Genomic DNA, 12,884 nt, shown 5'->3' on the forward strand with positions numbered 1-12,884 from the left:
GGGCGACCTTCGAGCGGGCGCCTTGCCAATGACGGTGCAGCGTCGATAAAGCCCGCCGGCACGTCGAGACCAGAACCGCGAGACCGTCATGGCCAGCTACAAGCTCCTGCTCCTCCCCGGCGACGGGATCGGCCCGGAGGTCGCCGGCGGCATGCAGGTGGTGCTCGACACCCTCAAGGAGACCGGGCTCGCGACCTTCGAGACCGAGACCGACCTCGTCGGCGGCAGTGCCCTCGACGCGCACGGCGTCCCGCTGGCGGACGCGACGCTGCAGCGCGCCAAGGACGCGGACGCGATCCTGCTCGGCGCGGTGGGCGGTCCGAAATGGGCCGGCGTCGCCTACGAGAACCGTCCCGAGGCCGGCCTGCTGCGCCTGCGCAAGGAGCTCGACCTCTTCGCCAACCTGCGCCCGGCGATCTGCTACCCGGCCCTGGCCGAGGCCTCGGCGCTGAAGCGCGAGCTCGTCGAGGGGCTCGACATCATGATCGTGCGGGAGCTCACCGGCGGCGTCTATTTCGGCGAGCCGAAGGAGATCACCACGCTGGAGGACGGCTCCAAGCGGGCGGTGGACACCCAGGTCTACACGACGGCCGAGATCGAGCGGATCGCCCATGTGGCCTTCGACCTCGCGGGCAAGCGCTCGGGCCGGGTCGCCTCGGCCGAGAAGCACAACGTGATGAAGTCCGGCGTCCTCTGGAAGGAGGTCGTCACCAAGGTGCATGCCGAGCACTACGCCGACCTGCAGCTCGAGCACATCCTGGCCGACAACTGCGCCATGCAGCTGGTGCGCCGGCCGAAGCAGTTCGACGTGCTGGTGACCGACAACCTGTTCGGCGACGTGCTCTCCGACATCGCCGCCATGCTCACCGGGTCCCTCGGCATGCTGCCCTCGGCCTCGCTCGGCGCGGTCGACGCGAGCGGCCTCCGCCGCGCGCTCTACGAGCCGGTCCACGGCTCGGCGCCCGACATCGCCGGCCAGGACAAGGCCAACCCGATCGCCATGATCGGCTCGCTCGCCATGTGCCTGCGCTACTCCTTCGGCCTCGGCGACGCCGCCGACGCCCTCGACGGCGCCATCACCGACGCCCTGTCGGGCGGCGCGCGCACCGCCGACATCGCCGGCGCGGGCGCCAACCCGATGGGCACGCGCGCCATGGCCACCGCCGTGGCGGACGCGCTCCGCGCCCGGGTCGGCTGAGACACGTCTCCGGCGCGTCGCAGCACCCGGGCGATCCCCAGCCGCGTGTTTGGACGCATGGCGGTCGGGCTCGACCTTCGCTATGACGCGCCCATCGAGGATTGGGAGCGTCATGAAGGCCGGAGACGGGGCGTCTGAGCGCGCGAGCGCGGATTTCGGCTTCGAGCGCGTGGCGCTCGACGAGAAGCAGGGGCGCGTCGACAGCGTCTTCCACTCGGTCGCCCGCCGCTACGACATCATGAACGACCTGATGTCGGCGGGCCTGCACCGGGCCTGGAAGGCGCAGCTCGTGTCGATGCTGCGGCCGCCGCAGAACCGCGCCTTCGCGCATCTCGACGTGGCCGGCGGCACCGGCGACGTGGCGTTCCGGGTGCTGGCCGCGGGCGGTCCGCGCACCCGCGTCACCGTCCTCGACATCAACGAGTCGATGCTGCGCGTCGGCGCGGAGCGGGCGCGGGAGCGCAAGGTCGACGAGGCCGGCGACCGGATCGCCTTCGTGACCGGCAACGCCGAGGCCCTGCCGCTGCCGGACGCGTCCTTCGACGCCTACACGATCGCCTTCGGCATCCGGAACGTGCCGCGGATCGAGACGGCCCTCGCCGAGGCGCGGCGGGTGCTGAAGCCCGGCGGGCGCTTCCTGTGCCTGGAATTCTCCGCCGTCGACATCCCGCTGCTCGACCGGATCTACGACGCCTACTCGTTCAACGTGATCCCGCGCATCGGCGCCCGGGTGGCCGGCGATGCCGAGTCGTACCGCTACCTCGTGGAGTCGATCCGGAAGTTCCCGACCCGCGGCGCCTTCGCGGGCATGATCGAGCGCGCGGGCTTCCGGCACGTCACCGACCGGGCGCTGACGGGCGGGATCGTGGCGATCCATTCGGGCTGGAAGGTCTCTTGACCGCCGCCGCGCGCGACGGGAGCCAGCTCCGGTGATCAGCGCCGCCGTCAACCTGTTCCGCGGCGCGCGGGTCGGCTTCGTGCTGGCCCGCGAGGGCGCCCTTGCCTTCGCCGATCCCTCCGAGCTGCCGCCGCACCTGCGGCTCGCCCTGCGGATCGGGCGCACCCTCGAGCGGCCGGGCCTCGACGACGGCGCCGCCCGGCTGTCGGCGGCGATGACCCGCCTCGGCCCGTCCTACGTGAAGTTCGGCCAGTTCCTGGCGACGCGGCCCGACATCGTCGGCGTGCGCGCGGCCTTCGACCTGGAGAAGCTGCAGGACCGGGTGCCGCCCTTCCCGCAGGCGGTCGCGCTGCGCACGGTCGAGGCCGCCCTCGGCAAGCCCGTGAGCGCCCTGTTCGTCTCGTTCAGCGAGCCGATCGCGGCCGCCTCGATCGCGCAGGTCCACAAGGCGATCGTGCAGGATCCCGACGGCACGCAGCGCGCGCTCGCCGTGAAGGTGATGCGGCCCGGCGTCCGCGAGCGGTTCATGCGCGACCTCGAGGTCATGCGCTTCATGGCCCGGGTGGTGCACGCCCTGTCGCCGCAGGCGGAGCGGCTGCGCCCGCGCGAGGTGGTGGAGATTCTCGCCCGCTCGGTGCTGATGGAGATGGATTTCCGCCTGGAGGCGGCGGCCGCCTCCGAACTCGCCGAGAACACCAAGGACGATCCCGATTTCCGCGTGCCGAGGCCGGAATGGGAGCTGACGGCCCGGGAGGTGCTGTCGGCCGAGTGGATCGAGGGCACCCGCCTCCACAGCGCGGCCGAACTCGCCGCCCGGGGACACGATCCGCAGACGATCGGGCGGACCGTCATCCAGAGCTTCCTGCGGCACGCGATCCGCGACGGCTTCTTCCACGCCGACATGCACCAGGGGAACCTGCTGGTCGACGCCGAGGGCCGCCTCGTGGCGGTGGATTTCGGCATCATGGGCCGCCTCGGCCCGAACGAGCGCCGCTTCCTCGCCGAGATCCTGCTGGGCTTCATCCTGCGCGACTACCGCCGTGTGGCGAAGGTCCATTTCGAGGCGGGCTACGTGCCGGCCCACCATTCCGTGGAGGATTTCGCGCAGGCGATCCGCGCCATCGGCGAGCCGATCCACCAGCGCCGGGCCGACGAGATCTCGATGGCCAAGGTCCTGACCCTGCTGTTCGACATCACGGCCCTGTTCGACATGAGCACCCGCACCGAGCTGGTGATGCTCCAGAAGACCATGGTGGTGGTGGAGGGCGTGGCCCGCTCCCTCGATCCGCGTCTCGACATGTGGACCACGGCCGAGCCGGTCGTGCGCGCCTGGATCGCCCGCAACATGGGCCCGGTCGGCCGCGCGCAGAGCGGGCTCGAAGCCCTGCGGGTGGTCTCCGACGTGGTGAGCGACATTCCCGACCTCGCCACGCGGTTGAAGCGCGTGCTGGTCCGCCTCGACGAGGCCGGCACGGGCGATGCCCGTCGCCTGGAGCATTTTGCCCGCCAGGAGCGTCAGCGCGCGATCTGGTTGACGCTGGCCCTGTGGGGGATCGCCGTCGGCGCGCTGATGCTGGCGTTCCGGGGGCTCTGACCCCGCACCCGGCCCCGGCCCGGCACCGATGATCGCGCGCCGCGGCCGCGGGCGGCGAGCCGCGCCGCGCGCTCAGCCCGCTCCGGTTCCCGAGACAGGCTCGTCCTCCGTCGCGGGGATCAGGGCGCGCAGCGCGCGGGCGAGTTCATGGAGTCCGGTCGAGCCCTTGGCGAGCACCCGGTCGGCCTGGCCGGCCAGACGGCGCCGGTCCTCGGCCGTGATGTCCTTGGCGGTGAGCACCACCACTGGCACGTCGCGGCTCTCCGGGCGTTCCCGCAGCGCCCTGAGGAAGGCGAAGCCGTCCATCTCGGGCATCATCAGGTCGAGGAGGATCAGGGAGGGCCGGTCCGTCTCCAGGGCGGCCAGGGCGCTCAGCCCGTTCTCGGCCTCGCGGACCGGGAAGCCCTCGCGCGCGAGATAGGCGCAGACATGCCCCCGCACGTCCGCCTCGTCCTCGACGACCAGGATCGCGCCGTCGCCCGAAGCGGGGCGGAATCGGTCGACGATCTGCCGCAGGTTGCCCCAGTCGATCGGCTTCTGCAGGTAGTCGGTGGCGCCGAGGGAGAAGGCGAGGTTCTGCTCGTCCAGCACCGTCACCATCACGATCGGTGTCGTGCCGATCTCGGGATCGGCCCGGATGGTGCGCAGCACCGCCCATCCGTCCATCTGCGGCATGGTCACGTCGAGGAGCACGGCCCGCGGGTGCAGGCTGCGGGCGAGTTCGAGCCCCCGCCGCCCGTCCTCGGCGACCGTCACCGAGAAGCCTTCGCGCTCCAGGAAGCGCGCCAGCAGGTCCCGGGTGGCGGCATCGTCGTCGACCACCAGGATCGTCCCGCGGTCGCCGGTATCCGGGCCGGCCGTCTCCCCACCCTCGTCATTGCCGGCCACGAAGCGGGCCGGCAGGGCGAGCGTGAAGGTGGTGCCCGCGTTCTCCCGGCTCTCCACGGCAATCGTGCCGCCCAGCATCTCGGCGAAGGCCCGGGTGATCGCGAGGCCGAGCCCGGTGCCGCCGAACCGGCGCGTCGTGGAGGCGTCGGCCTGGGTGAAGCGCTCGAACAGCCTGCCGACCTGCTCCTGCGTCATGCCGATGCCGGTATCGGTCACGGCGAAGCGCAGGGTGCCGTCGGCGCAGCCGACCGCCAGGGTGATCCGGCCGTTCTCGGTAAACTTCGCCGCGTTGCTCAACAGGTTGATCAGGCACTGGCGGAGCTTGGTGACGTCGGTGTGGGCGATGCCCAGCTCTGGCTCCAGCTCCAGCGCGAGGGCGTTGCCCTTCTTGGCGATCAGACCCTCGACCGTGACGGCGACCTCCTGCACCACGGCGGCGACGTCGAAATCCTCCGCGTAGATCTCGACCCGGTCGGCCTCGATCTTCGAGATGTCGAGCACGTCGTTGATCAGGCCGAGGAGGTGCCGGGCGTTGGTCTCGATCTTCTTCATGTCGGTGACGAGATCGGCCTCGCCGATATCCTGCAGCTCCTCCTGCACCATCTCGGCGTAGCCGATCACCGCGGAGAGCGGCGTGCGCAGCTCGTGGCTCATATTGGCCAGGAACTGGCTCTTGGCCGCGTTGGCGGCCTCGGCGGCCGCGCGCGCCGCCTCGATCGCGGCCTCGGCTTCCTTGCGCTCGGTGATGTCCGTATGGGTCCCGACCCACTCGCGCAGGCTGCCGTCGGGTTCGAGGATCGGCACGGCGCGGACGCTCATGTGCCGGTAGGCCCCCGAGGCGGTGCGGATCCGGTGCTCGGTGGCGTAGGGCTCGAGGATGCCGACCGCGCGCGACCACGCGACCCGGGTGTGCGCGCGGTCCTCGGGATGGATCGCGTCCAGGAAGCCCAGTCCCGCGTAGGCGGCCTCGTCCTGGCCGGTGAAGCGGGTCCAGGCCACTTGGCGGCGGTGCAGGCTGCCTTCCGGATTGGCGGTCCAGACGATGGCGGCGCTCGCCTCGATCAGCGAGCGGAAGCGCTCCTCACTCCGCCGCAGCCGAGCCTCCGCGAGGTGGCGGATGGTCTCGTCGACCACCACGAGGCCGACGCCCTCGACGCGCCGGTCGGCCGTCGCATTCTCGTCGCCCCGGAGCGGGTAGAAGCTCATCGAGAAGTGGCGGATGCCCCCCGGGGCCGAGGGGGCCGGTACCGCCACCGGCACGTTCGGTGAGACCAAGCCCTCTTTCAGGGCCGCGTCGAGCTTCGGGGCGAGCTCTTCCCGCAGCGTCGGGAGCATGGCCCAGATCGGCGCGCCGAGATCGGCCCCGAAGCCGCGCTCGCTCATCGTGGCGAGCGCCCGGTTCATGTGCCGGATCTTCAGGTCGCGGTCGAGGAAGCCGAGCCCCACCGGCGCGTTGGCGAGCACGCCGTCGAGGAGCCGCGACATGCGCAGGGATTCCTGCCGCCGCACCAGGGCGAGGCGCGCCAGCAGCACGATCGCCCCGAGGGCCGCCGTCGCGGAGAGCAGGAACAGCAGGAGCCCGCGCCAGCCTTCGCGCGCCTGGAGGCTGGCGAGCTGCTGGACGGTCGCGTCCTGGCGGGCCGCCGCCTCGGTGCGGATCGCGTCCATCAGGCGCTTGCCCTCGCCGGTGCGCACGAGGTCGGTGGCGGCGTCGAAGCCCCGGTTCCGCCGCGCCTCCACCACCCGGGCGGCGAAGTCGCGCTTCCGCGCGATCAGCCCGGCGAGGGTCGGGCCGCCGGACCGGACCGGATCCTGCGCGGCCGCGCCGAGGCCGGTCAGCTCCGTATCGATCTTGGTGAGCGCGGTCGTGTAGGGCCCGAGATAATCCTCGCTGCCGACCAGCACGTAGCCGCGCTCGCCGGTCTCCATGTCCTTGACCTCGGAGATCAGGCGCTCAATCCCGGAGATCGTGGCGTTCGCCCGGGCGGTCGCGGCGCGGTCGGCCTCGCCGGTCAGGTAATTGGCCGTGCCGCTGCCCAGGGCTACGATCAGCAGGATGAAGGCCGCCGGGGAGCCCAAGAGCCAGCTCAGCGGGCCGGCACCGCGCCAGTTCCGCCGACGCAGGCCGAAGATCGACCCGGCGCGTGACGGGGCGCTCACGTCTCCACCAGCCCGGTGCTGGCGCCCGACGCCTCGGAATCGGGCCGGCCGTGCGGCTGGCCGAGATATTCCCGCGATCGCATCTCGATGAGGCGCGAGACCGTCCGATCGAACTCGAACGCCTCGCGGCCGGTCTGGGCGGTGTAGAGGTCCTGGGCCTCGGCGGCCGCGGAGGCGACGAGCTTCACGTGCCGGTCGTAGAGCGTGTCGACCAGCGTGATGAAGCGCTTGGCCTCGTTCCTTTCCGCCTCCCCCATCACCGGGATCCCGTCCAGAATCACCGTGTGGTAGGCGCGGGCGAGCGCCATGTAGTCGGAGGCGCCGAGGGGCTGGCGGCAGAGATCGTCGAAACCGAACCGGGCCACGCCGCTCGCCTGCTCCGGGACCGCCACGGCCCGGCCGTGGACCGTGACCGTCGCCGGGAGGCCGCGGGCCTTGCCGGTCAGCGCCTTGAAGGCGGCGTCGAGGGCCGCGCGCGCCGCCGCGTCGGCCGGCACATGGTAGACGGCCGCGCCGCCGAGCTTCTCGAGCCGGAAATCGGTCCGGGAATCGAGCCGGACGACCTTCACGCGCTCCTTCAGAGTCGCCACGAAGGGCAGGAACAGCGCCCGGTTGAGGCCGCCCTCGTAGAGCCGGTCCGGCTCGACGTTCGAGGTCGCGACGACCGTCACGCCCCGCCGGAACAGGTGGTTGAAAAGGCGTCCCAGGATCATCGCGTCGGCGATGTCCGTGACGGTGAACTCGTCGAAGCACAGCAAGGTCGCCTCGTCGGCGAGCTGGTCGGCCACCGGTCCGATCGGGTCGTCACCCTTGACGGTGCCGGCTTTCAGCGCCTGCCGGTAGGCGTGAATGCGCTCGTGGGCGTCGGCCAGGAAGCCGTGGAAATGGACGCGCCGCTTCGGCTCCGGCGCCGCCTCGTGGAACAGGTCCATCAGCATGGTCTTCCCGCGCCCGACCGAGCCCCAGATGTACAGGCCCCTGATCGGCTCTGCCTCGTCCTTGCGGCGGAACAGCCATCCCAGAGCGCTCGTCTTGCTGGCGCGCTTGCGGCGCTGGAGGTCGAGGACCAGCCGGTCGAGGGCGCGCACCAAGTGCCCCTGGGCCGGATCGCGCTCGATGGCGCCCGTGGCCACCAGCGCCTCGTAGCGCTCGTGGACCGGGCCGGGCGAGACCGCGCCGGCGAGCGCCGCCGGCGACGGGGCGATGGACTTGCCGGATCTGTCGTTCACGCCGCCGGTTCCTCGCTGCTGGCCGCGGCACCGGTTCGGCACCCCCGACGCCCGCGTCGGCGGTCAACGACCCGGGGCCCGTCCCAGTGCCGCGCAAGCTCGGCCCGAATCAACCCCGCGGCCGAACAGCCGCAGGGAAGCGTCCCATCGGTCCCGCGCATGGCAGACGCGCGGACGACCGCCCCCGCGCTCCGCTGCATTGCACAATGGATACGGGAATGCGACATCCCGGCGGTCTCTGGGAGGAGCGTCCGGATCATCCCGCGCGGCAGCGCGCAAGAACCGGAGCTTCATCATGGCGGTACAAGCCCTCGATGGGCCGGCCCACACCATCCGGCGTCTCTGGCCGGCGGACCGCGCGGCGGTCCTCGACTACTTCCTGCGGCTGGACCCGGAGACCCGGGCGAGCCGCTTCATGGGCAATGTCAGCGAGGCCGGAATCCGCGCCTACGCCGCGCAGGCCCTGACCGCGGAGGGCGTGATGTACGGCGCCTTCGTGGGCGGCGTGCTGCGCGGGCTCGGCGAGCTGCGGCCGATGGGCCCCGGCGCGTCCCGCTACGCCCTGGGCCCCAGCGCGGAGGCGGCGTTCGCGGTCGAGCAGACCTTCCGCCGCCGGGGCATCGGCGCCGCCCTGTTCGCCCGGATCGCCCGCTCGGCGCGGCATCGTGGCGTCGAGGATCTCCACGTCCGCTGCCTGTCCGGCAACGGCCCGATGCTGCGGCTCGCGGCCAAGCACGGGGCGGCGCTCCAGCACGAGGGTCGCGAGATAGAGGGCGCCCTGCACCTCGCGCGCCCGACGCCGTTCTCGCTCTGGTACGAGGGGATCGCGGAGGCGTTCGACTTCACCCTGGCGGCGAGCTTCCCGGAGCGGATCCAGGCTGGGCGATGAGGCCCGGCGCTGGGGCCGGACGCGGCTTCGGGCCCGGCGACCGACCCTCTTCGGCAGGCCTTCAGCCGGCGGCGTCGCCGACGAGCGCGAAGGTCAGGAGATCCACGGAGGCCGCTCCGGCGCGCAGCAGCGCGCGCGCGGCCGCGTTGCCGGTGGCGCCGGTGGTCATGACGTCGTCCACGAGGAGAACCCGGCGCCCGCGGACGCGATGCTGTTCCGCGGCCGTCACCCGGAAGGCCCCGCTCAGATTCTCGGCTCGGGCCGCGCGGCTCAAGCCGACCTGGGACCGGGTCGCGCGCGCGCGCACCAGCGCCGTGGCCACGAACGGCAGACCTGCCGGACCGGCGATCGCCTGCGCCAGCAGGGCGGATTGATTGAAGCGCCGCCGCCACAAACGCCCGCGGTGGAGCGGTACCGGAACCAGGCACTCGGCCTCGGCGATCAGGGTCCGTCCGCTCGCGGCCATCATCCGCGCCATGACGCCGGCGAGATCGAGCCGATCCTCGTATTTGAGGCGGTGGACGAGCCGCCGCGCGACGGAATCGTAGAGGGCGACCGCCCGGGCACGTCCGAACACCGGCGGTTCCGCGATCGCCCGGGGCGACACGAGCGGGCCGACCCCGAGATCGACGGCGAAGGGCGTGCCGTAGCGCTGGCAGACGGGTTCCTCGATCAGGCGCAGGCCCGACCAGCAGGCTGGACAGAGGGCGCCCGGATCGGCGGTGGCACCGCCGCAACCCGCGCAGGTGGGTGGGTAGATCAGGGAGACGACCCCGCGCGGCAGACCGCGCAGGGCCGTGGCAACGGCCTGGAGGGCCGTCATGCGCGGCGCGCGCCGCGCGAGCCTCGCTCAACGAGCTGAGACGGGGCGGGCCTGCGGCGCCATCTGCTGCTGGTCCACCTGGCGGTCGCGGGCATTGGCGCGGTGGCGGCCGATGGCGCAGCCGGCAGCGGCGCCGAGGAGGCCGTGATGGCCGGCATAGTGACCCGCCACGCCGCCGACGATGGCGCCCTTGATGCAGCCCTTCGCCTCGGCGCCACCCGCGGCGGCGAGGGCGGTGAGGGCCACGGCGGCCCCGACGAGCATGCGCTTCATGACTTGTGCTCCATGAGGAATCTCGGCCGTTGGGCCGGTTGCAGCAGGAACAGCGACGCTGCCGAGTCGTTCCCTGATCCTAGCGCAGCTCACGCGACCGTGCGCGGGGGCGGTGGCGCGCGGCGATGTCAAATGCCATCTGCCCTCCGATGGATGCTCCCGCCGCCCTGTTCGACACGCCCCTCGCCCGCCGCCGCCTCGCCCGGGCCGGCCGCCTGGGCTACCCGGTTTTCCTCCTCGACCGGCTCGCCGAGGATCTCGACGACCGGCTCGGCGCCGTCCTGCGCAACTTCGTCTCGGTGCTCGACCTCGCCACGCCGCTCCCGGTGGCGACCCGGCCGCTCGCCGCCCGGTATCCGGCGGCGCGGCATCTCCGCCTCGCATCCCTGCCCGAGCCGGGCGGCGACCTGATCGTCGGCGATCCCGAGGCGCTGCCGCTGGCCACGGCGAGCCTGGACCTCGCCGTCTCGCTGCTGGCCCTCCACGCCGTGAACGACCTGCCGGGCACGCTGATCCAGCTGCGCCGCGCCCTGCGGCCCGACGGCCTGTTCGTCGGCTGCCTGCTCGGCGGCGCGACCCTGACCGAGCTGCGCCAGAGCTTCGCCCAGGCCGAGAGCGAGGTCGAGGGCGGGGTCAGTCCGCGCGTGGCGCCCTTCGCGGCGGTGCGCGAGGCCGGCGCCCTGCTGCAGCGCGCGGGCTTCGCGCTGCCGGTGGCCGACACCGACACGCTGACGGTCCGCTACGCCGACCCGTTCGGCCTGATGCGCGACCTGCGGGCCATGGGCATGACCAACGTGCTCACCGAGCGGCGGCGGACGCCGCTGCGGCGGGCGACGCTCCTGCGCACGGCCGAAATCTACGCCGAGCGGTTCTCGGATCCGGACGGCCGCGTGCGGGCGACCTTCGAGGTGCTGTGGCTCTCGGGCTGGGTGCCGCACGAGACCCAGCAGAAGCCGCTCAGGCCCGGGACCGCGAAAACACGCCTCGCCGACGCGCTCGGGACCGTCGAGCTGAAGCCTGAGGGAGGGCGCACGCCGTGAAGGTGCCAGGACCGGACCACCCGATCACCGTCGAGCCTGAGCCCCGCCGCGTCCGCGTCGTCGTGGCGGGCGTGGCCGTCGCCGAGACCCGGAACGCCCTGCGGTTGCAGGAGGCGCGGTACCCGCCCGTCTTCTACGTGCCGGGGAGCGATATCCGCCCCGAGTTCTTCGTCGCGTCGCGGCGGACGAGCCACTGCCCGTACAAGGGCGACGCCCACTATTTCGATCTCGTCGTCGACGGGACCCGGCGCCCCGACGCGGTCTGGAGCTACGGGGACCCCTACCCTGCCGTCGCGGCGATCCGGCAACACGTGGCGTTCTATCCGGACCGGGTCGACGCCATCGCGCTGGACGACTGAGCCGGTCATCCGATCGGGCTCAGTCGCGGACCAGGTTCCAGAACGCGTGCTTGCGGCCGTGCGCCTGCCGCAGGGCCGCGCGGTAGGCCTGCGGATCCGGGATGACGTCGCCGGCCGCGAGACCTGCGGCCAGGGCGTCGAGGTCGGCGAGGTAGCGCGCCCCGTGCGGGTAGGCGGCGCTGCGGCCGGTCTCCAGGATGGAGTCGAGAAGGCGGCGGTACAGGATCGTGGCGGCCCGGGGATGATCCTGGGCCAGCGCCTCGGCGACCGGCGCCAGCACCGCGTACTGGTCACCCTGCCAGGTCTCGGGCCGCGCGACGACCAGCGCGGCCGCCCGCCGCAGATCCGGCCAGGAAGCTAGGAACGAGAGAGCCCGGTGCGGCTGCGGGAAGGCCTCGGCGTGGTCGAGGGCGCGCCGGAGCGCCTCCTCGTCCTCGAAATCCGGAAGTTTGGCGAGGAAGGTCCGGAGCATCGGCGCGTCGAGCTCGCGCTCGAACCACCCCCAGCGCAGGGCCTGCGCCTCGTCGCCCCGGCCGAGCGCGTCGAGGATCTCGATCTCCAGCGCCTGCCGCTCCCGTTCCGGTCCGCGCAGATCGAAGCCGGCGATCAGGTCGGCCCGGGTGGCGATGCGCATGCCCGGATCCTGCATGCGCCGGATCCAGTCCAAAGCCTCGGCGGCGCGCCCGGAATCGAGCAGGCGTCGGGCGATCGCGACGCGGTTCTCCCGCCCCGGCAGCACCGCCTGTTCCAGGGCGACGAAGGCGTCCGGATCGCCGCGCCGGTCGGCGATGGCCTGCCGCAGGCGCAGGATCTGGATCCGGGCCGCCTGCCGGTGATGGGTCGCCTCGCGGCGGGGATCGCCCCCCTTCGGCATGGCGGCCTCGGTGGCCGCGAGCCGGTCGTCGATCTCGGCGAGGGCCGGCGCGGGCAGCGCCGGGATCAGGTCGCCGAGGACGGTTCCGAGGGGTCCGAACGGATCCGCCGCGAAGGGCTCGACGAGGCGCGCGGCCAGCCCGGCGGCGTCCTCCGGCGGCAGGGATCCCGCGATCTCCACGAAGGCCGCGGCGGCGCGGTCGAACACCCCCTGCACGGCGCCGGTGCTGTCGTCCACGCGGTTCAGCACCGCGTCGGCGCCGTCGAGGAAGCGCCGGAGCCGGTCGAGCGCGGCTCCGGGATCGAGGGGCCGCAACTCGTTGAGGATCACCGTCACGGTCGTGTTGAGGTCGGCCGCGAAGGTCCGGCGCTTCTGCCAGTCGATGTAGCCCTGGGCACCCTCAAGGGCCGTGAGCCGCCGGTCGACGATCGCCGCGACGGCCTCGGGCCCCTGGAGCGACGCGAGCGCGGCGCTCACCAGCTTCTTGAAGGCCGGGTTGCGCCCGGTCTCGCCGAGGATCAGCGCGATCAGACGGTCCGGGCCGAGCGCCGCCAGCGTCTCCGGCGACGGGGTCGTCCGGCGCGCGCCCTTCGGCAGGGCGGGCGCCGCGCGGGCCGCGGGCGCAGCCGGGGGGATCACACGCCGCGCGCGCGCCACGA

11 protein-coding genes are annotated in these 12,884 nt (G+C 72.9%); 6 read left to right on the plus strand and 5 right to left on the minus strand.

Annotation, left to right across the window (positions count from 1 at the left end):
• Positions 1 to 88: 88 nt before the first annotated feature.
• The 3 genes from leuB to ubiB all read left to right on the plus strand — a co-directional run bounded on the left by leuB (position 89) and on the right by ubiB (position 3,690).
• On the plus strand, positions 89 to 1,198 hold the full coding sequence (gene leuB / locus MOTC310_RS05410) for a 3-isopropylmalate dehydrogenase (protein WP_331301051.1): 1,110 nt from the start codon (positions 89 to 91) through the stop codon (positions 1,196 to 1,198).
• 112 nt (positions 1,199 to 1,310) lie between these two features.
• Complete coding sequence (gene ubiE, locus MOTC310_RS05415) at positions 1,311 to 2,096, plus strand: bifunctional demethylmenaquinone methyltransferase/2-methoxy-6-polyprenyl-1,4-benzoquinol methylase UbiE (RefSeq protein WP_020092132.1); 786 nt, start codon at positions 1,311 to 1,313, stop codon at positions 2,094 to 2,096.
• A 31-nt stretch (positions 2,097 to 2,127) separates the two neighbouring features.
• Entirely contained in the window at positions 2,128 to 3,690 is a 1,563-nt protein-coding gene (ubiB, locus tag MOTC310_RS05420) for a 2-polyprenylphenol 6-hydroxylase (protein WP_331301052.1), read from the plus strand.
• A 72-nt stretch (positions 3,691 to 3,762) separates the two neighbouring features.
• Here ubiB and MOTC310_RS05425 read toward each other — a convergent pair whose 3' ends face one another.
• Both MOTC310_RS05425 and zapE read right to left on the minus strand, forming a co-directional pair.
• A complete protein-coding gene (locus tag MOTC310_RS05425; RefSeq protein ID WP_331301053.1) occupies positions 3,763 to 6,738 on the minus strand; it encodes a response regulator in 2,976 nt (991 codons plus the stop codon).
• Complete coding sequence (gene zapE, locus MOTC310_RS05430) at positions 6,735 to 7,967, minus strand: cell division protein ZapE (protein ID WP_331301054.1); 1,233 nt, start codon at positions 7,965 to 7,967, stop codon at positions 6,735 to 6,737. Before zapE ends, MOTC310_RS05425 begins: the two co-directional genes overlap by 4 nt.
• 295 nt (positions 7,968 to 8,262) lie before the next feature.
• Here zapE and MOTC310_RS05435 point away from each other — a divergent pair, with 295 nt between their 5' ends.
• Complete coding sequence (locus MOTC310_RS05435; protein WP_331301055.1) at positions 8,263 to 8,856, plus strand: GNAT family N-acetyltransferase; 594 nt, start codon at positions 8,263 to 8,265, stop codon at positions 8,854 to 8,856.
• 61 nt (positions 8,857 to 8,917) lie between these two features.
• Here MOTC310_RS05435 and MOTC310_RS05440 read toward each other — a convergent pair whose 3' ends face one another.
• Both MOTC310_RS05440 and MOTC310_RS05445 read right to left on the minus strand, forming a co-directional pair.
• A complete protein-coding gene (locus MOTC310_RS05440; RefSeq protein ID WP_331301056.1) occupies positions 8,918 to 9,679 on the minus strand; it encodes a ComF family protein in 762 nt (253 codons plus the stop codon).
• A gap of 27 nt (positions 9,680 to 9,706) precedes the next feature.
• A complete protein-coding gene (locus MOTC310_RS05445) occupies positions 9,707 to 9,952 on the minus strand; it encodes a hypothetical protein (protein ID WP_331290451.1) in 246 nt (81 codons plus the stop codon).
• Positions 9,953 to 10,101: 149 nt separating this feature from the next.
• On the opposite strand from MOTC310_RS05445, the gene MOTC310_RS05450 reads away from it, so the two are divergent.
• The gene (locus MOTC310_RS05450; protein WP_331301057.1) at positions 10,102 to 10,992 is read left to right on the plus strand and encodes a methyltransferase domain-containing protein; all 891 of its coding nucleotides are present in this window, start codon (positions 10,102 to 10,104) and stop codon (positions 10,990 to 10,992) included.
• On the plus strand, positions 10,989 to 11,351 hold the full coding sequence (locus MOTC310_RS05455; RefSeq protein WP_331301058.1) for a DUF427 domain-containing protein: 363 nt from the start codon (positions 10,989 to 10,991) through the stop codon (positions 11,349 to 11,351). Before MOTC310_RS05450 ends, MOTC310_RS05455 begins: the two co-directional genes overlap by 4 nt.
• 19 nt (positions 11,352 to 11,370) lie before the next feature.
• Here MOTC310_RS05455 and MOTC310_RS05460 read toward each other — a convergent pair whose 3' ends face one another.
• Positions 11,371 to 12,882: a DUF6880 family protein gene (locus tag MOTC310_RS05460; RefSeq protein ID WP_331301059.1), complete on the minus strand. Its 1,512-nt coding sequence runs from the start codon at positions 12,880 to 12,882 to the stop codon at positions 11,371 to 11,373.
• Between the last annotated feature and the right edge of the window lie 2 nt (positions 12,883 to 12,884).

Source organism: Methylobacterium oryzae, from assembly GCF_036441375.1.
Taxonomy (GTDB): domain Bacteria; phylum Pseudomonadota; class Alphaproteobacteria; order Rhizobiales; family Beijerinckiaceae; genus Methylobacterium; species Methylobacterium oryzae_A.